This is a genomic window from Nostoc sp. UHCC 0870, assembly GCF_022063185.1.
Taxonomy (GTDB): domain Bacteria; phylum Cyanobacteriota; class Cyanobacteriia; order Cyanobacteriales; family Nostocaceae; genus Trichormus.
Window position 1 is genome coordinate 2,881,257 of sequence record NZ_CP091913.1, and the last position, 23,712, is coordinate 2,904,968.

At 42.9% G+C, this 23,712-nt stretch carries 10 protein-coding genes; 8 read left to right on the forward strand and 2 right to left on the reverse strand.

Annotated features, from left to right (window positions below; all coding sequences use genetic code 11):
- The first annotated feature begins 295 nt into the window (after positions 1-295).
- The 7 genes from L6494_RS12560 to L6494_RS12590 all read left to right on the forward strand — a co-directional run bounded on the left by L6494_RS12560 (position 296) and on the right by L6494_RS12590 (position 17,634).
- The gene (locus L6494_RS12560) at positions 296-2,827 is read left to right on the forward strand and encodes a two-partner secretion domain-containing protein (protein WP_237995348.1); all 2,532 of its coding nucleotides are present in this window, start codon (positions 296-298) and stop codon (positions 2,825-2,827) included.
- A gap of 65 nt (positions 2,828-2,892) precedes the next feature.
- Entirely contained in the window at positions 2,893-6,855 is a 3,963-nt protein-coding gene (locus tag L6494_RS12565) for a two-partner secretion domain-containing protein (RefSeq protein WP_237995350.1), read from the forward strand.
- Positions 6,856-6,936: 81 nt separating this feature from the next.
- Positions 6,937-9,420: a two-partner secretion domain-containing protein gene (locus tag L6494_RS12570; RefSeq protein WP_237995352.1), complete on the forward strand. Its 2,484-nt coding sequence runs from the start codon at positions 6,937-6,939 to the stop codon at positions 9,418-9,420.
- A 227-nt stretch (positions 9,421-9,647) separates the two neighbouring features.
- Positions 9,648-12,197: a CHAT domain-containing protein gene (locus L6494_RS12575; RefSeq protein WP_237995354.1), complete on the forward strand. Its 2,550-nt coding sequence runs from the start codon at positions 9,648-9,650 to the stop codon at positions 12,195-12,197.
- Positions 12,198-12,383: 186 nt separating this feature from the next.
- Entirely contained in the window at positions 12,384-13,370 is a 987-nt protein-coding gene (locus L6494_RS12580) for a DUF928 domain-containing protein (RefSeq protein ID WP_237995356.1), read from the forward strand.
- A 152-nt stretch (positions 13,371-13,522) separates the two neighbouring features.
- Positions 13,523-16,324 carry a CHASE2 domain-containing protein gene (locus tag L6494_RS12585; RefSeq protein ID WP_237995359.1) on the forward strand — a complete coding sequence of 934 codons (2,802 nt, stop codon included), beginning with the start codon at positions 13,523-13,525 and terminating at the stop codon, positions 16,322-16,324.
- Positions 16,321-17,634, forward strand: a complete 1,314-nt coding sequence (locus L6494_RS12590) for a hybrid sensor histidine kinase/response regulator (RefSeq protein WP_237995361.1) — start codon at positions 16,321-16,323, stop codon at positions 17,632-17,634. The genes L6494_RS12585 and L6494_RS12590 overlap by 4 nt, the downstream gene beginning before the upstream one ends.
- A gap of 161 nt (positions 17,635-17,795) precedes the next feature.
- Here the strand turns inward: L6494_RS12590 and L6494_RS12595 are convergent, their stop codons facing one another.
- Positions 17,796-18,695 carry a PEP-CTERM sorting domain-containing protein gene (locus tag L6494_RS12595; RefSeq protein WP_237995363.1) on the reverse strand — a complete coding sequence of 300 codons (900 nt, stop codon included), beginning with the start codon at positions 18,693-18,695 and terminating at the stop codon, positions 17,796-17,798.
- 312 nt (positions 18,696-19,007) lie between these two features.
- On the opposite strand from L6494_RS12595, the gene L6494_RS12600 reads away from it, so the two are divergent.
- Complete coding sequence (locus tag L6494_RS12600) at positions 19,008-22,223, forward strand: glycoside hydrolase family 15 protein (protein ID WP_237995365.1); 3,216 nt, start codon at positions 19,008-19,010, stop codon at positions 22,221-22,223.
- Here L6494_RS12600 and L6494_RS12605 read toward each other — a convergent pair.
- Positions 22,220-23,551 (reverse strand): NAD(P)/FAD-dependent oxidoreductase, encoded by a 1,332-nt coding sequence (locus tag L6494_RS12605; protein ID WP_237995367.1) that lies wholly within the window; start codon positions 23,549-23,551, stop codon positions 22,220-22,222. The genes L6494_RS12600 and L6494_RS12605 overlap by 4 nt on opposite strands.
- Positions 23,552-23,712: the final 161 nt, after the last annotated feature.

The following is a 23,712-nucleotide window of genomic DNA, read 5'->3' on the forward strand; positions in this document are numbered from 1 at the left end:
ATACTATTTTTTTCTTGCGTGATAAAGCTAACAAACCATTTCTGACTTCAGAAAAGCCATCAAAGTAGTAGCCCAGATATCTTCATTTACCAACGATAGACAGCAACAGTTAACTAATGTTGGTGTTCTCAGAAATTCCCATATTTCAATACCAGGCGATCGCTCCCTTGTTACTGCTGTTTAAAAAAATACCATACAGGTAATAATAGATTTGGGTTTAGCAGGACTACTCTGTTCTAAATCACACAACTAAGGGAACTCTAACTTTAAATCAGGTGAAGGAAGTTTCTTGGCTATGAAAGTAGTACCATTTCTATTGATATTTATCAGTGGGTTATTAACACCAGAGATAATGCCATTAGCTATGCTGGGCGGAACACCATTGGCTATGGCTCAAGTGGTATCTGATGGTACAACCAGCACTATAGTCAACCCAAGTGGTAATAATTTTAATATTCTCAATGGTATTGAAAAAGGTAATAATTTATTCCATAGTTTTAGTAATTTTTCTGTGCCAACTAGTGGTTCAGCGACTTTTGATGTAACGAATACACCAAATATTACAACAATATTTAGTCGGGTGACAGGTGGAAATATTTCTCATATTGATGGCTTGGTTCAAACTCTTGGTGGTAATAATCCAGTCAGTTTGTTTTTAATGAATCCGGCAGGAATTGTATTTGGGCAAAATGCCTCATTAAATATTGGCGGGTCATTTGTGGGAACGACGGCGAATAGTATTAAGTTTGCTGATGGGACAGAATTTAGTGCTGTTAATCCGACTTCAAAAGCATTATTGACGATGAGTATACCCATCGGTTTGCAGATGGGGCAGCATCCCACCCCAATTACGGCTCTGAGCAGTGGACATCAGTTGAAGAGTACAAATACAGAACTTGTACCCACTAATCTTAGTGCGAACACCACTGGAGGATTGCGGGTGGAGTCAAGGCAAACTCTTGCCCTTGTTGGCGGAGATATTGTCCTGACAGGTGGAATGTTGATTGCGGAGGGTGGACGGGTTGAACTGGGCAGTGTGAAACAGTCAGCTACGGTCAATGTCACTGCTGGTCAACCGGGATTTGCCTTCAATTATGCAGACATCACAAACTTGGGTAGCATCCAGCTATCTCAGCAGGCCTTGCTGGATGTTAGTGGAGTACCAGCCGGTTCAATTCAAGTACAGGGTCGTCAGGTAAGCCTTACTAATGGTTCACTGCTATTAGCCCAGAATAGCGGTGTCCAAGCTGGGGGAAGGATTCATGTCCAAGCAACAGAATCACTGTACATGGACGGATATTTAGCGAGTCAAGGCATTCGGAATGGCTTGTTGACTGAAACCCTGGGTAAGGGAGCTAGTCAAGATATAACAATCAACACTCAACAGTTGACGATTCGCAATGGAGCAGGGATTATTAACCGCACCTTTGGATTTGGCCATGGTGGTAACATCGTAGTCCAAGCATCGGAGTTTATAGAAGTACGTGATTTCAATCCAGCGAATATATTTAGTGTAATTAGTTCTAGTACTCTTGCTGATGGAAATGGCGGTAATATTACTCTGTTTACCCCCCGACTCACCGTCGCCAATGGTGCTGTTGTGGGCAGCGTTACTTTTAGTCGCACGCAAGGGCGCGGTGGCGATTTGCTGATCAATGCCGATCGCATTGAAATCATTGGCAATCATTTACCGGGTGCAACAGCGTTATCGACAGCTAGCTTTGTTTCAGGCAATGCAGGCAATGCGATTCTGAATACTGACAAATTGACAGTTAGGGATAGTGGCGTGATCACTAGTTCCAGTTCTAGCCGAGGCACTGCTGGCAACGTTACAATAAATGCCTCGGCAGAGGTAAGTGTACAAGGTCGAATTCCTCGTGCGCTTAGTTCTAGCGAAATCCGTTCTGCTGTAATTGCTCCCAGTCAATTTGCTCAACTCTTTTTTGGGATTCCGGCAATTCCTATTGGTCAAGGGGGAAACGTCACCATCAACACACCCTTGTTAACTGTTAGCGATCAAGGATCGATCACGGTGAGAAACCAGGGAATTGGCGATGCGGGAAACATCCAGGTGAATACCCAATCATTGCGACTCAGCAATAACGGTAGCATTACTGCAACTACTGAATCTGGAGCAGGTGGCGACATAAATTTGCAGACAGAGTTATTATCGATGCGTTATGGTAGCACCATTACCACCAAAGCCTCAGGAATGGGTAATGGTGGGAATATTAACATCACAGCCCCAGTTATCCTGGGCTTGGAAAACAGCGACATCATTGCCAATGCTGTCCAAGGTCGTGGCGGTAACATTAATATCACCACTCAAGGCATCATTGGTTTGGAATACCGCAACACTCTCACTCCAAGAGAAGACCTCACCAACGACATTACAGCTAGTTCCCAATTCAATGTCAATGGCACTGTGCAGATCAATAATATTGGTGTTGACCCCAACTCTGGCTTATTGGAACTACCAGCAAATATCACTGATCAATCACAGCAAATTGCCACAGGCTGTTCTAATACAAATGACAGTAGTTTTGTCGCCACAGGCAGGGGAGGAGTACCGCAAAATCCAACTCAGGAAGTGAGGAGCGATGTCTACGACGGGCTACGCCTACGCACTTGGTCTGACATCCGCGACATCTCTGCATTCCACACAACTGCCGCAGTTACACCACAAATACCCCCATCTCCAGAGGTGCTTGTCCAAGCTACTTCTTGGCGACGTAACGCTAACGGCAAAATTGAGTTAAGAGTCGCCCAATCACCAGATCATGTGCCATCATACTTAACTTGTGGTGCTGCCGTTTCCCAAAATTAATGGTTAGAAGTATTTACCTGAAGGGAATCATAAGCATAAATCATCAAGTATCAGAGACATAAGTAATGAGAGTAAGTTCTGTTGGGTTAGGTTTGCTCAATCAATTGTCATTAGGTGTCATGCTGCTGATTTGGTGTCATACTGCTCATGCTCAGGTGACATCAGATGGGACAACCAACACCCTTGTCAACCAAAGTGGCAATAATTTTAATATTCTTAACGGTATAAATCAAGGTAATAATTTATTTCACAGTTTCAGTAATTTCTCTGTGCCTACAAATGGTTCAGCCACTTTTAATTTAATCAACACGCCAAATATTACAACTATATTTAGCCGGGTTACAGGTGGAAATGTTTCTAATATTAATGGATTGATTCGCACGCTCAATAGTAATAACCCAGTCAGTTTATTTTTGATGAATCCCAATGGGATTATCTTTGGACAAAATGCCAGGTTAGATATTGGCGGTTCGTTTGTGGGGACGACGGCGAATAGTATTAATTTTAGCGATGGGACAGAATTTAGTACAGTTAATCCAACAGCAAAGTCGTTGTTGACGATGAGTGTACCTATCGGTCTGCAAATGGGGACCAATCCAGGCACTATAACTAATGGCTCTAGAGCTAATAATGGTGTCAATTTACCTTTAGGTTTACGTGTCATAGATGGTCGTAGCATTTCTCTAATTGGAGGTAATGTTGAAATAAACGGAGGGAGAATAAATGCTTTAGGGGGAAAAATTGAACTGATTGCTCTAGGAAGTGGGGGAGTAGCCGATTTTAGTCTTGGAGAAAAGACCACGACCACAACTGTAAAAGAAAACTCTCCCTTAGCAAATATCACATTAAATAACGTTGGGAATAATACTGCTCAAGTCATTGTCATGTCTGATGGTGGGGGCGATATTGCGATCGCTGGGCAAAATGTCAGTATCTTGAACAGAAGTAATGTCAGAGCAGGAATCGCTGAAAACAGTGGGACTACAGAGTCAGTAGCAGGCAATATCGATATTTTTGCCCCTGGCCGTTTACAAGTTCAAAGCAGTAGTAATATTTTTGGTCGCTTAGAAAGGAATGCTCGCGGACAGGGTGGCAATATCAATATTCGAGCAGGTTTGGTATCTCTAACTGAAGGAGGACGGGTTGAAGCGAGTTTAGTCAATCTAGCACAGGGAAATGCTGGTAATATTAATATACTTGCAGATGCGATTGAAATATCGGGAACAGTACCAGCTGGATCAGGTGTGAGAAAATCAGGAATGAGTAGCAGTACTCAAGCCAACTCGATGGGGAATGGTGGGCTAATTAATTTGCAAGCAGACCGAATTTCTTTAACTGAAGGTGCGGACATCGAAGTTTCCACCAGAGGGACTGGGAATGCAGGAAGTGTCGATATTAAAAGTAAAAACCTCTTTGTTAGCGGTATCGGTCAACTCAATGGTTTTGGTTCGACAATAGTCGGAACAGTGTGGAATAATGGAACTGGAGAGGGTGGAAATATAAAAATAGAGACAGACTCCTTACATCTTTCTGAAGGAGGTAGAATTGTCTCAGTAACAAACGGAAAAGGGAATGCTGGAAATATTACAATTGATGCTCGTTCTAGCTTAATTGAAGGTGTGGGTAGTAGTTCGACGGGTAACTCTCCCAGTCAAATTTTAACCGGAGTCAGTCAGGGTACTGGCAATGGCGGTAATTTAACCTTTAATACTGATAGTCTGACACTTCTCAATGGCGGTCAAGTGAATGCAAATACCCAGGGAAACGGGAATGCAGGTTTCATTGAGATTACAGCCAACAATATCCTTATTGATGGTATCCATCCATTAAGTGCAACTGCAAATACAAATTTAACCAGCCGTATTGGCAACGATGTTGGCCTAAGAGCAAATGGGAATGGCGGAATCGTTAAGATAGTTGCAAATTCAATGCAACTCAGTAATGGTGGTGAGATTAGTAGCTACAGTAACACTAATTTACCAAATACAGGAAATGCAGGAACGGTCAATTTGAATATTCGCGATCGCATTATTCTTGATCGAGGGGGGATTTCCACGAGAACAACTAATGATGGGATTGGTGGCAAGATTGACATTACTGCGGGTCAGTTAAGTTTAAACAATCAAAGTTTCATTCAAAGTTATACCAGCGGAAGTGGTAACGCTGGTATTATCACCGTGAAGGCTGAAGAAGTGACAATTGATGGAAATTCGCAAGTTTCTACTGGTTCCATCGGTAGCGGCAGTGGTGGTAGTATTGACATCACCGCCGGTGAATTAAGTTTAAACAATCAAAGTTTCATTCAAAGTGATACCACCGGAAGCGGTAACGCTGGTATTATCACCGTGAAGGCTGGAGAAGTGGCAATTGATGGAAATTCGCAAGTTTCTACTGCTTCCACAGGTACAGGCAGTGCCGGTGATATTAGCTTTGTGGAAACGAATAATTTCAGCTTGAAGGGTGGTTCCCAAGTCACCAGTTCCAGTACTCAAACCGGAGATGCGGGAAGTATTACCTTAGATATTGCCAATCAATTATTTGCTGATAATGGTGTTTTCTCTACAAGCAACCGTGATGGTATTGGTGGCGAGATTGACATTATTGCGGGTCAGTTAAGTTTAAACAATCAAAGTTTAATTCAAAGTGATACCACCGGAAGCGGTAACGCTGGTATTATCACCGTGAAAGCTGGAGAAGTGGCAATTGATGGAAATTCGCAAGTTTCTACTGCTTCCACAGGTACAGGCAGTGCCGGTAATATTAGCTTTGTAGAAACGAATAATTTCAGCTTGAAGGGTGGTTCCCAAGTTACCAGTTCCAGTACTCAAACCGGAGATGCGGGAAGTATTACCTTAAATATTGCCAATCAATTATTTGCTGATAATGGTGTTTTCTCTACAAGCAACCGTGATGGGGTTGGTGGTAGTATTGACATCACCACAGGTGAATTAGGTTTAAGTAATCAAAGTTCGATTGACAGCAGCACCACAGGAAGGGGAAATGCAGGTCAAGTTACCATTAATGCAGCGAATTCCCTCAATGTAGATCGAAGTCAAATCAGCAGCCAATCCACGGGTAGCGGCAATGGTGGCACATTGAATATTACCGCAAGTCAGTTAGCGTTTACTAATGATACTTCCCTATCCACAACATCATTTGCCAGCGGAAACGCTGGAAATCTGAATATGCGAGCAGAAATAGTTAAACTTGACAACAATTCGCAAATCAGTAGTCGCAGCCTTGGTAGTGGTATTGGTGGTTCGATCCAAGTCCTGGCAAATAATTTGAAATTGAATAATAATGCCCAAATCAATGTTCAAACAGCATCGGGTAATGGTGGTAACATCGACCTGAATATTCTCGATTTATTTTTGATGCGCGATCTCAGTATTTTGTCTGCCGAAGCAGAGGGTATAGGGAATGGAGGCAATATTAATATCACTTCCCCCTACGTAATTGGTTGGGAAAATAGCGATATTATTGCCAATGCATTTGAAGGAAATGGTGGCAATATTACGATTACAACCCAAGGAATATTTGGATTAGCATTCCGTAATACCCTCACCCCCAGAACCGACCTTACCAACGACATCACCGCTAGTTCCCAATTCAATCTCAACGGTACAGTGCAAATCAATAATATTGGTGCTGACCCCAATTCTGGGTTAATAGAATTACCAGCAAATGTTACAGACCAATCCCAGCAAATTGCTAGTGGTTGTGCAGATACCAGTGGTAGTAGTTTTGTCGCCACTGGAAGGGGAGGAATACCACAAAATCCTAGTCAAGATGTGAGGAGCGATACCTCCGGTGGACTATATAGCCTACGCACTTGGTCTGATGTCCGCGATATCTCTGCATATCGTCAAACTGGTGCAGTTACAGCACAAATATCAACACCGGAACAAACTCTTGTGCAAGCCACAGGTTGGCGACGTAATGCTGATGGCAAAATCGAGGTATTTGCAGATAAATCTTCCACTGGTGTGCAACAAGCATTAACCTGTGCTGCTGTGACTAAAAGTTAATCTTCATCAAGTCGAATTGCAGTGTTAGTTACAAAAATCTTGTGGGAAACCTAAGCATATAATCGCAATGGAGATGGGGTGATGAAGCTTACTTCTGTATGCTTGGGTGTAGCTTGTGGTATCTTAGCTGGTGGAATGTCCTTACCAGCAACGGCTCAGGTGACATCTGATGGGACAACCAACACCGTTGTTAATCAAAGTGGTAATAATTTTAATATTCTTAACGGTATAAATCAAGGTAATAATTTATTTCATAGCTTCAGTAATTTCTCTGTGCCTACAAATGGTTCAGCGATTTTTGATTTAATCAACACGCCAAATATTACAACCATATTTAGTCGGGTGACAGGTGGAAATGTTTCCAATATTGATGGGTTGATTCAAACCCTAAATAGTAATAATCCCGTAAGTTTGTTTTTAATGAATCCCAACGGGATTATGTTTGGTCCCAATGCCAAGTTAGATATTGGTGGCTCCTTTGTGGGAACGACGGCGAGTAGTATTAAGTTTGCTGATGGGACGGAATTTAGTGCGGTGAATCCAACAGCAAAGCCGTTGTTGACGATGAGTGTACCTGTGGGGTTACAGATGGGGCAAAATCCGGGAGCCATTACAGTGCAAGGGACTGGACATAGAATCACTGGAGGATTTTTTGCCCCGTTTAATCGCAGCCAAAATCCCATCGGGCTACAAGCTGGAGCAGGCAAGACGCTAGCACTGATTGGGGGTGACGTGAACTTTGGCGGTGGGATTGCAACTCTCAAAGGGAGTGGGCATCTAGAAGTGGGTAGTGTCCGCGATGGGCAAGTTAAACTGAATTCCACGGGGACAGGATGGGTTGGGGATTACTCAGCCATACAGCAGTTTAATAATATCAATCTTGCTCAACAATCCTTGCTGGATGGCAGTGGCATCAACAGTTCCATTCAAGTACAAGGTCGAAATATCAACTTGACCGAGGGTTCTACAGTCTTATTGCAAAATCTGGGAGCGCAAAAGTCTGAGGGCATTACAGTTCATGCGAGAGAGTCTCTTACGCTGACAGGGAATACCGCTAATGGTGGATTGTGGAGTTCCATCCGAACGGACAACTTGGGAACTAGCCAGACGGGTGACATCACCATTTCTGCCGCGCAGCTATTGCTCCAAGATGGTGGAAGAATTAATACGACGACGTTTGTTGCAGCCCCGAGTGGCAATATAACCATCGATGTCCCTGGTTCGATCACCGTCGCTGGCGCTGCTCCTGCTAGGCGCTCACTTAATTCCACGATCTCGACAAACACATTTAGCGACGGTAAGGCAGGCAATTTTACACTCTCAACTAGCAATTTGAGACTTCTAGATAGTGCTGCTATAGGTTCTTCAGCATTCAGATCTGGAGCGACTGGCAGGGTGCAAATCAATGTAAAAGACTTGATTGAAGTTGCAGGTGTTGATGAAGTTGTTTTGGCACCCAGTTCGCTGACTTCATCAACGATCGGTAAGGGAAATGCTGATGAGATAGTCATCAACACCGCCAGATTATTGGTTCGAGATGGTGGATTCGTCGGATCTATTGCTGCTGCTGAGGGTTCATCTAGTCAGGTGATCATTAATGCGTCAGAGTCGGTCGTTGTCCAGGGAAAAGCCCCTGAATCGATTACCTCTAGCCGCATTAGTTCAACGGCTCAGATTCTGGATGCAAGGACTCGATCGGCTTTTGGCTTGCCTGATGCTCCGAGTGGTGATGCGCGTTCGCTCACGATTAATACCCCGTCATTGAGAATCACCGATCAAGCTTATGTCACTGTCAAAAATGATGGTTCAGGAAAAGCAGGAGATTTGCAAATTAACGCTAACTCAATTTTTCTAGACAATGAAGGTAGTATTACCGCATCCACCGCCTCTGGTGATGGGGGGGAGGTTATATTAAACGTGCAGGATCATCTGCTGATGCGTCACAATTCCTTCATTTCCGCCACTGCCGCAGGCAACGGTAATGGTGGCGACCTGACAATTAATGCACCCATTATTGTCGGATTAGAAAATAGTGACCTCATTGCCAATGCTGTGAAAGGTCGCGGTGGCAACATTGATATTACTACCCAAGGAATTATCGGTCTAGCATTCCGCAATACGCTCACCCCCAGAACTGACCTCACCAATGACATCACCGCCAGTTCCCAATTTAGCGTCAATGGCACCGTGCAAATCAATAATATTGGCGTTGATCCCAATTCTGGGTTAATAGAATTACCAGCAAATGTTACAGACCAATCCCAACAAATTGCCGCAGGTTGTGCAGATACCAGTGGTAGTAGTTTTGTCGCCACAGGAAGGGGAGGAATACCGCAAAATCCCAATCAAGATTTGAGGAGCGATCATTCTTGGTCAGATATCCGCGATGTCTCTGCATTCCGCAAAAATAACCCAGTCACCGCACAAATACCTGAATCTCCAGAGGTTCTGGTTCAAGCTACTTCCTGGCATCGTAACGCCCTGGGCAAAATTGAGATAGTTGCAGATAAATCTTCTACTCAAATGCAACAACCATTAACCTGCGCTGCGGTTTCTAGCAGTTAATTTCTCTAGAGTTAACGGTCTACGGGATTTCCAAGCAATAAATTATCAATCTTGTGGGTGTTTTTTTCTAGGGCGGCAATCCCTAATTCCGCAAAGCGATCGCAATCCTGCTGGAGTGATGATATTTCTCATTTTAAGTTGGGAATTATACTTATAGTCATTTTTGCAACACTTGTGATGTGACTCATCGTTATTAAAAAACTGCTCAATAATTAAGTTAAATAATTATGACGTTCCGAATAAAATCAACTCGTTGGCTATATGTTGGTCTCAGTATTTTCAGTTTGTGTTTAGCATTGACCATTGCACCTGTAAAAGCATCGCCACCAGTCACAACACCAGTAATCTTTTCTTCTCAACCTCTCAACGGGTTAGAACAAGGACGGAACTTTTACCAATCGGGACGCTTTACAGAAGCGGTGACAGCTTGGCAAATGGCGGTAAAACAGTATCAAACCCAGGGCGATCGCACTAATGAAGCCCTAAGCTTAAGTTACCTGTCATTGGCACAACAGGAACTCAATCAGTGGGAAGCCGCTAGAAAATCGATTGAGGAAAGTGTGAAGATTTTGCAAACGGCTAAACCCTCTGGTGATGCGATTCTCTGGGCGCAGATACTGAATACCCAGGCAAATTTACAACTACGTATTGGTAAAGCGGAAACTGCCCTAGAAACTTGGCAACAAGCTCAAAAATATTATGAACAAGCCGGTGATAAAATCGGCAGTTTGGGTAGTCAAATCAATCAGACACAAGCTTTACAACGTTTAGGCTTTTACCGTCGCTCGAAACAACAATTGGATGTGCTAACGCAAAAGCTCACAGAGATGCCGGATTCGGAGGTCAAAGTTAGTGGATTGCGATCGCTTGGTTTAGCATTGCAAACGATTGGCGACTCTACCAAAAGTCAAGAAGTTTTAGAGCAAAGTTTAGCGATCGCTAACAAAATTACAGCTAAACCCTACTTGAGTTCTATCCTCATCAGCTTGGGTAGAAATGCCGTTGACTTGCAAGATCCAAACGCAGCATTAGATGACTTTGAAGCAGCTCAACAGGTAGCTACCAATCCAGGCGATCAGTTGCAAGCGCGTTTAGCTCAATTTAAACTTTTCCTCAATTATGACAAACCTGAGTTTGCTATCCCACTTGCGCCTCAACTACTCCAACAACTTGAGAAACTGCCCCCCAGTCACGCATCTCTATACGCAGCAATCAATTTTGTTGCCACCGTCAATCACCATTCCCATCCTGAACAAATCCTACCACTCAAAGATTTGGCGCAACTGATGGCAGTGACAACCAAGTCTGCACAGCAAATTCAAGATACTCCAGCCCAGGCCTATGCACTGCATCAATGGGGAGAACTCTACCATCGTACAAAGCAGTGGTCTGAGGCACAGAAATTAGCCCAGAAATCCCTGAATATTGCCCGTCAACTCCAAGCTGACGATATCATTGCCCAATCTGCATGGCAGGTAGGACAGTTATATAAACAACAGGGGAATCGTCCAGAAGCAATTAAAGCTTATATGGAAGCAGTGAAGTCATTAAAGGCACTGCGAGGGGACATGGTTGCGGTGAATCCCGATGTACAATTTTCTTTCCGTGAAAGTGTAGAGCCTGTTTATCGAGAACTGGTGGGGTTACTGCTGGATGAGCAACCAACCCAACCAGCTTTAATGCAAGCTCGTGCATTGATTGAGTCACTGCAAATTGCCGAACTGGATAACTTTTTCCGGGAAGCTTGTTTAGATAAAGAGCAGCAGATTGACCAAGTTGACACCAGTGCCACGGTTATTTATCCGATTATCCTACCCGATCGCCTGGCGGTGATTCTCTCCCAAGCTGGACAACCTCTGCGTTACTACGTTACTCACAAATCTCAAGGTGAAATTGAGCAAACTCTCGATGATTTTTTGGTATCGCTGAATCTGGTTTCCGATTCCAAAGACCGAGATCGATTGTCCCAACAAATTTATAATTGGCTGATTCTGCCTGCGGAAGTAGATCAAGCCTTCAAAGATACCAAGACGTTAGTATTTGTATTGGATGGTAAGTTACGTAACATCCCCATAGCCGCCCTGTATGACGGTAAGCAATATCTGATTGAAAAATATGCTGTGGCACTCTCACCAGGATTGCAACTAATGGCTGCCCAGTTGTTCCAGCAAAACAAAATTAATGCGATCGTTGGGGGGATTAGTCAATCTCGCTCTGGGTTTAGTGCCTTACCGGCTGTGGAATCAGAAGTTCAGCAAATTTCCCAAAAGGTTACATCGAAAACCTTACTTAATCAGAAATTTACTAGTCAAGCCCTTGCTGATCAAGTCAAATCTAGTTCTGCCAATGTTGTCCACCTAGCAACCCACGGACAATTTAGCTCTCGTCTCGAAGATACCTACTTACTGACGTGGGATGGACAAGTTAACGTCAAGGAATTATCCGAACTGCTGAAAAATCGTGGTAGCAATTTATCCAAACCAATTGAATTGCTGGTACTAAGTGCCTGTGATACAGCTACAGGGGACGATCGCGCTGTCCTGGGATTAGCGGGTTTAGCTGTCAAATCGGGCGCACGTTCAACAATCGCCACTCTCTGGCCTGTCAAAGATCAGGCAGCTGAGATGCTGATGATTCGCTTCTATGACCAATTAAAACAACCTCAAATCACTAAAGCTGAAGCACTGCGACAGGCACAAATAAACCTGATTCGCCAAACTGATTTCCGCGACCCATTTTTTTGGTCTGCTTTTGTTCTGGTTGGTAATTGGCTTTAATTAAGTAATTGCACTAGTATAAATTGCAATAAAAACAGCATTACTTTATGGAATATCGGATACATTTTGGATATAAATAATAGTATGTATCCCCTCTTATTCCTTGGCTTGCAATTTATCTAGGGGTTCTTGAACACAGATGAATCAATGTATTCGATATGACGAATTATCTAGGATAGAAAAATCATGAAACATCGATATTTAGTTATTACCTTGAGCGTCTTCGCTCTGATTGCTAGTAGTATGTGGACTACTGCCTATGCGGTGACATTTACTCCGCCCGTTAATAATGGTGCGCCCAGACGAGCTACTGGTGGGGCTTCCCGTGGTAACTTCTTTACCCCAGTTAAGGGAAATACTGCACCTAGACGAGCTACTGGTGGGGCTTCCCGTGGTAATCTCTTTACCCCAGTTAAGGAAAATACTGCACCCAGACGAGCTACTGGTGGGGCTTCCCGTGGTAATCTCTTTACCCCAGTTAAGGGAAATACTGCACCTAGACAAGCTGCTGGTGGGGCTTCCCGTGGTAACCTCTTTACCCCAGTTAAGGGAAATACTGCATCCAGACAAGTTGCTGGTGGGGCTTCCCGCCTTGGTACTTATTACTTGAATCCTTCGACCGTAGCAGCAGGAGGCCCAGCAGCCCTAATTGCCCTCCTGCCTCAAAGTTTCTATGGCACAACAGTGTCAGCACATCCTACCGTTATGGTGTATATCCCTCCTTCCAATGCAGAGGAAGCGGTGTTTAGCATCAAGGATGAAGCTGGCAATATGCACCATACCATGACCATCCCTGTAGCTGGGATATCCGGTGTGATTCCTGTCAAATTACCAGCCCATATACAGGCTTTAGCTGTTGGTAAAAATTACCAATGGTTCTTAGCCTTAAAAGTGGACGGACAACTTAGCCCCAGTACACCTTATGTAGATGGTTGGATTCAACGCATCCAGCCTAATGCAGAATTGGCGCAGGCTATGGAGCAAAACGATCCTCTCAAGCTGGCAACCGCTTTAGGTAAAAGTGGAGTGTGGTATGACTGTGTAGCCAAATTAGCGGCAATTCAGACCACCCAGCCTAAAAATTCCACCATCATCAAGCACTGGGAAGAACTCCTCTCCTCAGTTAGCTTGAAGGATATTGCTAAAGCTCCTTTAGTCATATCTGCAAACTAAGCATCAAACTTTCTAATCCCGGTGTTGGTGAAGATATTAACTCACCAACACTCAGTATTAAATGAGTAATGAGTAATGAGTAATGAGTAAATACCATTACTTATTATTTAAACCCTTGAATTTACGATAACAATTAACGGTATGGCGCAAATATGTGGCGCAAACTCCAGACTTTGATCCAACGCACTCGCAGTATTTTGATCATTACTCCCAGTGTGGCACTCACGGTTATGATGGGGCAATCACTGGGGCTTTTGAATTTGCCTGAGTGGAAACTGCGTGATGAATGGGTACGTCAGCGAGAATCTATGGCGATCGCTGATGAAATTGTCATTGTCACAATTGATGAACGGGATATTCAATCAGTAGGTAAATGGCCAGTTCCAGACTCGTCATTGGCAACATTAATCACCAAAATTCAGGCGCAGCAACCCCGTGCAATCGGTTTGGATCTCTATCGGGATTTGCCAGAAGGGACGGGACATGAACAACTTCTGCAAGTCTTCCGCACTACTCCCAATTTAATTGGAGTGGAAAAAATTACTGGTGAGCGCGTCAATCCCCCACCGCAACTGAAGAAACAGGAGCAAGTGGGATTAGCTGATTTGGTGCTAGATAGCGATCGCTTTGTGCGTCGAGCCTTACTGACGGCGGAAGATACAAAAGAGCAGGGGAAAATTAAAGCTGGACTAGCAACTTTGGTGGCACTTAAGTATCTGGAAGCAGACAATATTACCCTAGAATCTGTTGATCAACAGCAACAGAAGTTTCGCCTAGGTAAAACCATCTACCTCCCCCTGAAAAATCAGGAAGCAGGTTATGGCGATGATGATTTAGGCGGCTATCAAATTCTGCTCAACTGGTATGGTTCAGAAGCCTCCTTTCGCACAGTTGCTATGCGCGATGTGTTAGCGGGAAAAATGCCGGCGAATTTGATGCGCGATCGCATGGTATTTATTGGATCAATTGCCTCCAGCACTAATGACTTTTTCAGCACGCCTTTCTCTTCTGGGCTATCTGCTCAAAAACCTACCCCAGGAGTTGTTATCCATGCCAATATAGCTCTGCAACTGGTGCGAGGAGCAAAAAACGGCACAACCATCTTACACGGCGTTTCTGGAATTTATACGTCATGCTGGATTATTTTGTGGTCTGTGATTGGTTCTACAGGCAGTTGGTGGTTAGGTAGTATCAGTGTTAAACGACGGATTCCAGGTGGTAACATTCTTTGGGCAACGGTAGGTGTTATTGGCACATTTATTGGCGGTGGCTATTGGCTATTTTTACATGGTTTTTTAATACCAGTCACACCCGCCTTGGCTGCGTTTATTGGTAGTGTTATTGCTACAACCAATGCCTATAAACAGCAGCAGTTAGAAGTAGCCAATCAGCAACTAGAAATTGCTAATGCTCAACTCTTTGATTATTCTAAAACCCTAGAGATAAAAGTCCAAGAACGAACTCATGAACTACTAGAAGCCAAGCAAACTGCTGATGCTGCTAACCAGGCAAAGAGTGAGTTTCTGGCAAATATGAGCCATGAACTACGCACACCGCTTAATGGCATCCTGGGTTTTGCTCAGGTGCTAGAGACATCTGCAAATTTATCACAAAAAGACTTAGAAGGAGTCAGCATTATCTATCAATGTGGGACACACCTGCTGATGCTGATCAATGACATTCTCGACCTTTCCAAAATTGAAGCTCGTAAATTAGAATTGGTGACGACTAATGTACATCTACCCAGCTTCTTACATGGTGTAACTGAGATTTGCAGTATCCGATCTCAACAGAAAGGGATTGCATTTAATGTCTTAATTAGCGATCGCCTACCATCTGTCATTGAAGTAGATGAAAAGCGGTTACGGCAAGTGTTGATCAACTTACTAGGCAACGCTATCAAATTTACAGACAACGGTAATGTCATGCTCAAAGTAGATGTGATTGAGCAAGAGTTGCCAGACATAACAAATCAGAAGATTCGCTTCCAGATTGAAGATACAGGTATTGGGATGTCACCAAACCAATTAGAGAAAATCTTTTTAGCCTTTGAGCAAGTAGGTGAGGTAGGGCGCAAATCTGAAGGTACTGGTTTGGGATTAGCAATTAGTCAACGAATTGCAGAATTGATGGGTAGCCGAATTCAGGTACAGAGTCATCTGGGGGAAGGTAGTTTATTTTGGCTGGATTTGACAGTAACAGTCCCAGTTTCCCATGACTGGCAGACACAGGGGATGTCTCCCACGGGCTATACCTACAGCTCATCCCAGCCAAAAATTGTGGGTATTCAGGGTACTGCACCTCAAATTCTGATTGTTGATGATGATAGCAACCATCGTTCTATGTTGACTAGTTTGCTACAAGAAATTGGCTGTCGCACCCTGGAAGCGATCGACGGCAATCATGGGCTACAGGTGACAACTGACCATCTCCCGGATGTGATTCTGCTTGATTTAGCTATGCCCAATATGGATGGTTTTGAGTTAATGCTTCACTTACAAAAAAATCCACAAACTCGTTCTATTCCGATTATTGTTTCTAGTGCCAGTGTATTCGAGGAAAATCGGCAACGGAGTTTACAAGCAGGTGCAACAGCATTCTTACCCAAACCCTTCCAGATTGATGAACTTTATCAAGCACTGCGATCGCTACTAAAAGTTGACTGGATCTATGCCCAACCTCAACCTCAGCAGTCATCTGCTCAGAATGAGCCAGTAGGTCAAGGTCATAGTGAATTGATTTTGCCGTCTCAGGATATTCTGCAACAACTCTATCATTTAGCAATGATGGGAGATATTCCGGCTATTGAGGGCATGATAGAAGAACTAATTCAACAAGATAATCAGCTAACTACTTTCGTAACTGAATTGAGCAAACTCACTGCTAATTTTCAAACTGCAAAAATCCGTAATTTCCTGAAATCATTTGTAATAACAACGGAGTCACGTCAATGATGACAGCACCTCTCTCGAAGCCAATGTATATCCTTTTGGTGGACGACAATCCAAATAATCTGAAAGTGCTATCAGAATCTATTCAAAGATGCGGTTGGAAAGCACTCATGGCAACAGATGGAGAGTCTGCAATTGAACAAGTAGAATATACTGCGCCTGATCTCATTCTTCTGGATATTATGATGCCGGGTGTTGATGGATTTGAAACTTGCCGCAGGCTGAAAGCCAATCCCATCACTCAAAATATTCCGGTGATTTTTATGACTGCCCTGGCCGATGCCGTAGATAAGGTAAAAGGACTAGAGATTGGTGCAGTTGACTACATTACCAAACCTTTCCAGCAGGAAGAAGTTATAGCCCGATTAAATTTACACCTAAAAATCTCCCATCTTACCCGTACCCTAGAACAAAGAGTGGAAGAACGCACCGCAGAATTAACCCAATCTCTACAACAGTTACAACAAACCCAAATGCAGCTGATCCAGAGTGAAAAAATGTCTACCCTGGGACAACTTGTTGCAGGTATAGGTCATGAAATTAATAACCCAATTGGTTTTATTAGTGGAAATTGCTCTCACATTGAGGAATATGTGAAGGATCTCCTTCGTTTGGTGAATCTGCAACAGCAAAAGCAAGCAGAACCAGACCCGGAAATAGAAGAACTCATTGCAGAAATTGATTTAGAGTATCTGGTGGAGGATCTACCAAAACTTTTGGGATCAATCAACCAGGGAATTGGTCGTCTTAAGGACATCAGCCTCTCTCTAAGAACCTTTGCTCGCTCTGATATTTCATCTAAAGTTGAGTTTCAAATTTACGAAGGCATCAATAGCACCTTAATGCTGTTAAAACATCGCCTGAAAGACCAGGGAGACCGCCCTAAAATCGAAGTGGTTACAAAATATGGTGATTTACCTCCAATTAGTTGCTATCCCGGACAACTAAACCAGGTATTTATGAATATTATTGCTAATGCTATTGATGCCTTTGAAGACCTGTTTCAAAATGGCTCAGATCAGCAGATAGCTACTGCTTGCCCTAACACTATCACAATTACTACATCAGTTGACCATGAGCAAAAAACTGTGACAATTTGTATCGAAGATAATGCTCTAGGTATGACACCAGCAGTGCAAGCTAGAATTTTTGAGCCATCTTTTACAACTAAACCTGTAGGCAAAGGAACTGGTCTAGGATTAGCGATCAGCTACCAAATTATTGTCGATAAACATGATGGACAAATCAACTGCTTATCAACTCTTGATCAGGGAACTCAGTTTATTATTACTCTGCCAATTAGCTGTGCTTAATAATTCAAAATTCAAAATACCCTACAAATAGGCTTACGCCGACCCTTTATTTTTGATCTTTAACAATAGTAATAAGAAAATCACGTATCAATAGTTCTAAACCAGAACCCCGATTTCTCCTAGAAATCGGGGTTCTGCAATCTTAAACTACTTGCAATTGATTAAGAACATTGACGTTTGCGGACAGAGCGAAGGAATAGACCACCAAGGAGTAAAACACCTAAGCCAGCACCAGGTTCTGGAACTTTTCTGCGAACTTCTTTATCCCACTTCAGACCAGCGATCGCACCACTACCAGGATAGCGATATTGTACCTTAGTAATATCTACGTAAGTTGTGCGGAAGGTATACATAGAGTTATCACCTCTGACTTTGCTATCTTGGGTGATGGTTACATTATTTGATGTATGGCTTTGTTGATAGCCGTTAACAGCTTTACCTGTTGGCGCAACATACTGATTGTAGTGTCCTTTGATTAAAGACAAGGCATCAATTTTAAATTCATTACCGTCTTTATCCCAGAGGAAGACTTCTAAGTAATTTCCCCGACTATCTTGGTCATCATCCATATCCAAAAGGGAAAATTCCTTGAAGTTGACAGGACTATCAACAAAGTCAAAGGTGATCCAACCCCCATTAGCTTCATCATCAGGATCGTTGGCGTTCCTCACACCTACAATTTTCCCACCTGATCTTTGCCAACCGTCCTCCTGAATAATCAGAACATTATTTTGGGTTGTAGTTCCCCATTGGCTTCCTGTCCTCAAATCATTGTCGCCACCTGTGTAGGTATTTGGCTGACTGTTAAATAACAGCAGTGGCTCAGATTGACTAGGGTTATTTTTGACATTGGCACTAATTCTAACACCCCATTCTTGCCACTGATCACCAATCCCTAGAGCATTTCCAGCGTTAGAGGTAGTAATTTTGTTGCCATTGGGATCAAAATCAAAATTCAAGTCGAACTCTTTGATTTCCGTGACGAATCCTGCGGCATTAGCAATCCCAGGATTGAGCATTCCGATGGTAGCGATCGCCGCCACACCTATTACTTTCAGCATGAATTTTTGTGTGTATTTTACAGTACTCATATTCTTATAAACAGTGTTTACACTTACACTATATCGATTCAAACTAGTTTGTTTATAAAGTTAAAGTATTAATACTGCTAAGTGTTAATTAGGGTTTGAGTACCAAAACATTACAATTCTTCTACTTTGGTTTACAAAAAACTTAACGATTAGACAAATAAAAGCTCAATAACGCGAGATAATAATAAGTTCCCACCGCCCTCAGCTGTAGTACCATTGCCCGTCAGTAACCCAGCCCTAAAGGGACTGAGTTTCCCGCATCCCGTGTATTCCTATGAAATTATGACAACAGCCACCGCATTACAAGCCCGTCTGGAATATTACTACCAGCAAATCAAAACTATCATTTTGACCCGTCAGAATCCAATTACTGGGTTGTTACCGGCTAGTACAGCCGTAACTGCCCACGGTGATTATACTGATGCTTGGGTAAGAGATAATGTCTACAGCATTTTGGCAGTTTGGGGTTTAGCACTGGCTTACCGCAAGGTAGATGAAGATAAGGGACGCACCTATGAGTTAGAACATAGTGTGGTTAAGTTGATGCGTGGGTTGTTGTTTGCGATGATGCGACAATCTCACAAAGTAGAGCAGTTTAAACATACCCAGTCACTCTTAGATGGCTTACACGCCAAATACAACACAACCACAGGGGATATTGTTGTCGGTGATGATGAATGGGGACATCTGCAATTAGATGCAACTTCCATATTTTTATTGATGTTGGCGCAAATGACCGCTTCAGGATTGCAGATAACTTATACGATTGATGAAGTTAATTTTATCCAAAATTTGGTTTATTACATTGGACGAGCCTACCGCACCCCTGATTATGGCATTTGGGAACGGGGGAATAAAATTAATCATGGGAATGCAGAGTTAAACGCCAGTTCTGTAGGGATGGCGAAAGCGGCTTTAGAAGCTATCAACGGACTGGATTTATTTGGGGTGAGGGGAAGTCAAGCTTCAGTCATTCATGTGTTACCAGATGAAATTGCCCGTGCGCGGATTACTCTAGAATCACTATTACCGAGGGAATCTGCATCTAAAGAAATTGATGCGGCACTGTTGAGTATTATTAGTTATCCGGCTTTTGCGGTGGAAGATGTGCAGTTAAGAGAACGCACACTCAACGAGATTATTAATAAACTCCAAGGGAAATACGGCTGTAAACGCTTTTTACGGGATGGACACCAAACTGTTTTAGAAGATAATCAACGGTTGCACTATGAACCTTGGGAATTGAAGCAGTTTGAGCATATTGAATGTGAATGGCCGTTATTTTTTACTTATTTAGCTTTAGATGGGTTATTTTGTGGTGATCAAAAGCAAACTAAATTTTATCAAGAAAGTTTGGCAAGTTTACTAGTTGAACGCGATGGGTTGCATTTATTACCAGAAGTCTATTATGTCCCCGATGAAAATGTTGAAGCCGAAAAGTTAGTGCCTCAAAGTCAGCCCCGTTTACCTAATGAAAATGTCCCATTAGTGTGGGCGCAGAGTTTATATTTTCTTGGTGAAATGCTGAGTGAAGGATTATTAGCACTAGGAGATATTGACCCTTTAGGTAGACATTTGTGTGTAGGTAAAAAGCGGGAAGCCTTAGTACAAATTGCCCTGTTAGCAGAAGATGAAGATTTACAAGCAAAACTAGAAGTGCATGGAATTGAGACGCAAACGCCGAAACAAGTAGAACCTATTCAAGTGAGAAAAGCAGGGGAACTTTCGCATATTTACACTCAAATTGGTCGCAATGATAAACTTGGTTTAACTGGGCGACCAGTGCGCCGATTGCGGAGTTTGACTACATCTAGAATCTTCCGCATTCAAGGCGAAACGGTGGTATTTTTACCGTCATTTTTAGATTCGCAGCAGTTTTATTTAACTCTTGATTACCATTTTTTGCTAGATCAAATTAGAAGTGAACTGGCGTATATTCAAAAATATTGGAGCGATTTAGGTCGTCCAACTTTAAGTTTAATGTTGACTCACACGATCCTAGAAACTGGTTCGCAAGCTTTACTAGAACTCATGCAGGAGTTGAAAGAAGGTGTATGTAATGGTGTGCAAGTCAAATTAGGGCGACTAAATCAACTCATGCTGACGGCGGGAATACAAAGAATTGATTTTCTGCAAGACGGGGAATTTTCTCAATCACCAATGCAAAATGCTGCTCCACATTGCTATTATTTGGCTTATCATCCTGGGAAAAGTTGGCGATTGGGGCATACTCAAGAATTTCAGATGGAATGTGAGACTAACTTGAGCTTTTTGTTATCATCTCTGCGGTCATCAGAAAATCTTTATGAGCAAATTGAGTTATTGCAAACTTTGACTCGGTTGCAAGGACTGGAGTTTGATACAGGGTTTGGTGGGCCAGGGTATCCGGTGACTGTAGCTTATTTACTAGATGAAGTGTACACCAAAGCCGGAGATTCAGGACACTGGGCAGTAGTCCGGCGGGCGGCTGGATTGCGTCAGATGGTTGACATTGGTTTGTCGGATGCAGTGACGATTATTTTGGTGCGGGGTAAGCAAATTGCTGTAGGTAGGGCTTACAGTGAAGCGTCATTGATTACCGTCCCGATGCCTCATAATGAGATTTTCGAGAAAATTAATAACTTCTGTCGTGAGGATATCCGCGATCGCGTCCTCACACAAGAAATCCTCATCTATCTTAGTATCCTCATCAAAACAGAGCCTGAATTATTCCAAGGACTACTTACCCTCAGAGTAGGCTATCTCATCTTATTAATTACCAGCGAACTAGCACGGGAGTTGCAGGTAACTCAAGATGAAGCCTATGAACAATTAATGGAACTCGCACCCTTTGAAGTCAAAGACCGCTTGCATCAAGTATTGAGTGCTTATACAGGAATGAGTAATTTGTTGCGTCAGCAGGAATCACTGCACGTCAAGCAAAAAGAAAGTGATATTAATTGGGTGGTGTTACCTGTAATTGAGGAAGAAGTAGAAGCACAAGAAATTCCGGTGGGTGGTTGGCGACGCTTCCGCCAAGCCGAGGGTGCGTTAAACCGTGTCCCGAAAAACTTTTTTCAGCAGGTTTGGCTATTAATGCAGCATTGTAAGGGTGTGGTGATTGGCGATAAACTAGAGCGTCGCAATCGCTTAGAAAGTGATGTGATGTTATCGGAGATGACGGCTGGGGAAAAGAACTTTGCTTTATTAGTTGAGCATCTGTTAAATAAAATTGAAGCCCCAGAGTACCGCCGAGTTAATATTGAAGCATTAATGGAACTAGCTGCGATCGCCTCTAAAAATCCCAGCCTGCAAATTGAAGAATACATGGTTTTGGATGTTTTAATCGGTCATGCTGTGCGTTTAGCTTGGTTAGATGGACATCCAGAACGAGGCGATCGCTATGATGAAGATAAAGCCTCAGCGTGGCGACATTTTTACAACACTTCCCCTAGAGATTGCGCTACTTATATCCTCAAGGCGTTTAGGTTCTTGACGGAGTTTGTCACGGAGTTTTAGCTTAAACTAGTTTGTTTCGTCACATTTTTTGCTTGTACAAAAGCTTCTCGACCTGTAATTAATCTAGAGCGACGATTCCGAGTGATATAATTCCACGCCCACTGAAATACTACTAGTAATTTAGTGTCAAACTCGATTAAGAAGTAGATGTGAATTAATAGCCAAAATACCCAAGCAATGAAACCTTGGAGCTTGATTAAGCCTAAATCTACAACAGCTAAATTTTGCCCAATCATCGCCAAACTACCTACGTCGTTGTAACGAAACTGTGGCAAAGTATGACCTTTAAGCCGGCGTTTAATGAGTTTAGCTACATACTCTCCTTGTTGTGTGGCGACCGGTGCAACACCAGGTAAGGGTTTACCATTTTGATGGGAGAAGTTGCCTAAATCTCCCACTACAAAAATGTTTTTATAACCCCTGATAGTCAAGTCTGGTTCTACCATTACACGTCCGGCGTGATCGCACTCCACACCTGTCCTTTGTGCTAGGACTTCTCCCATTGGTGAAGCTTTGACACCTGCGGCCCACAATATAGTTTTTGAGGGAATTTCTTTGACTTCATCGCCTTGTTTGAAAGTAACGATGTCATTTTCAATATTTGTTACCCGTGTTTTAGTTTGGATAATCGCACCCAACTTTTGCAAAGATTCTGTGGCTACTTGCGATAACTCTGGGGCAATGTGTGGGAGGATGCGATCGCCCCCTTGTAATAGTAAAATTTTTGTTTCTGAGGTGTCGATGCTGCGGAAATCTTCTTTGAGGGTTTTGTATGCCAACTCGGCGATCGCACCTGCTAATTCTACACCAGTTGGACCACCGCCTACAATCACAAAAGTCAACCAAGCACGGCGTTTTTCAGGATCATTTTCGCTTTCTGCTGCTTCAAATGCGCCAAATATTCGGCGACGCATTTCTATTGCATCTTCAACAGTTTTCAAGCCAGGTGCAACGTCTTTCCAGTGATCTTTACCAAAATAAGAATGATTCGCACCTGTGGCAACAATTAATGTATCGTATGGCACTATTTTATCATCCAAAATCACTTGTTGCGCTTTGGGATTAATATCTTTTACTTCTCCCAGCAAAACTTGTGTATTCTTGCTTTTGCTGAATACAGCTCGTAATGGTGAAGAAATATCACCAGGTGATAGCGTACCTGTGGCAACTTGATATAAAAGTGGCTGAAATAGGTGAAAGTTACGTTTATCGATCAGAGTAACATTTACATTCGCTTTCTTCAGAGTCTTTGCTGTATACAGTCCACCAAAGCCACCACCAATGATTACAACCTGATGTGGTGCATTCTTCTCAAGTGAAACTACCATAAAACATAATTCCTTTTGTTAAGGGGGTTGTAACTATTCTTAACAAAGGTGTAACAGAATTATGATACCGCTTGCCGTTTATTTAGAACAATTGAAAAAACAATAAACGTAGTCAAGACTGCCGATTTCGTCATAAAACAGTTTAATTTGCAAGCAAGAGC

Coding starts and splice junctions, on each gene's coding strand:
- L6494_RS12560 (WP_237995348.1), top strand. CDS start 296: ATGAAAGTAGTACCATTTCTATTGATATTTATCAGTGGGTTATTAACA.
- L6494_RS12565 (WP_237995350.1), top strand. CDS start 2,893: ATGAGAGTAAGTTCTGTTGGGTTAGGTTTGCTCAATCAATTGTCATTA.
- L6494_RS12570 (WP_237995352.1), top strand. CDS start 6,937: ATGAAGCTTACTTCTGTATGCTTGGGTGTAGCTTGTGGTATCTTAGCT.
- L6494_RS12575 (WP_237995354.1), top strand. CDS start 9,648: ATGACGTTCCGAATAAAATCAACTCGTTGGCTATATGTTGGTCTCAGT.
- L6494_RS12580 (WP_237995356.1), top strand. CDS start 12,384: ATGAAACATCGATATTTAGTTATTACCTTGAGCGTCTTCGCTCTGATT.
- L6494_RS12585 (WP_237995359.1), top strand. CDS start 13,523: ATGTGGCGCAAACTCCAGACTTTGATCCAACGCACTCGCAGTATTTTG.
- L6494_RS12590 (WP_237995361.1), top strand. CDS start 16,321: ATGATGACAGCACCTCTCTCGAAGCCAATGTATATCCTTTTGGTGGAC.
- L6494_RS12595 (WP_237995363.1), bottom strand. CDS start 18,695: ATGCTGAAAGTAATAGGTGTGGCGGCGATCGCTACCATCGGAATGCTC.
- L6494_RS12600 (WP_237995365.1), top strand. CDS start 19,008: ATGACAACAGCCACCGCATTACAAGCCCGTCTGGAATATTACTACCAG.
- L6494_RS12605 (WP_237995367.1), bottom strand. CDS start 23,551: ATGGTAGTTTCACTTGAGAAGAATGCACCACATCAGGTTGTAATCATT.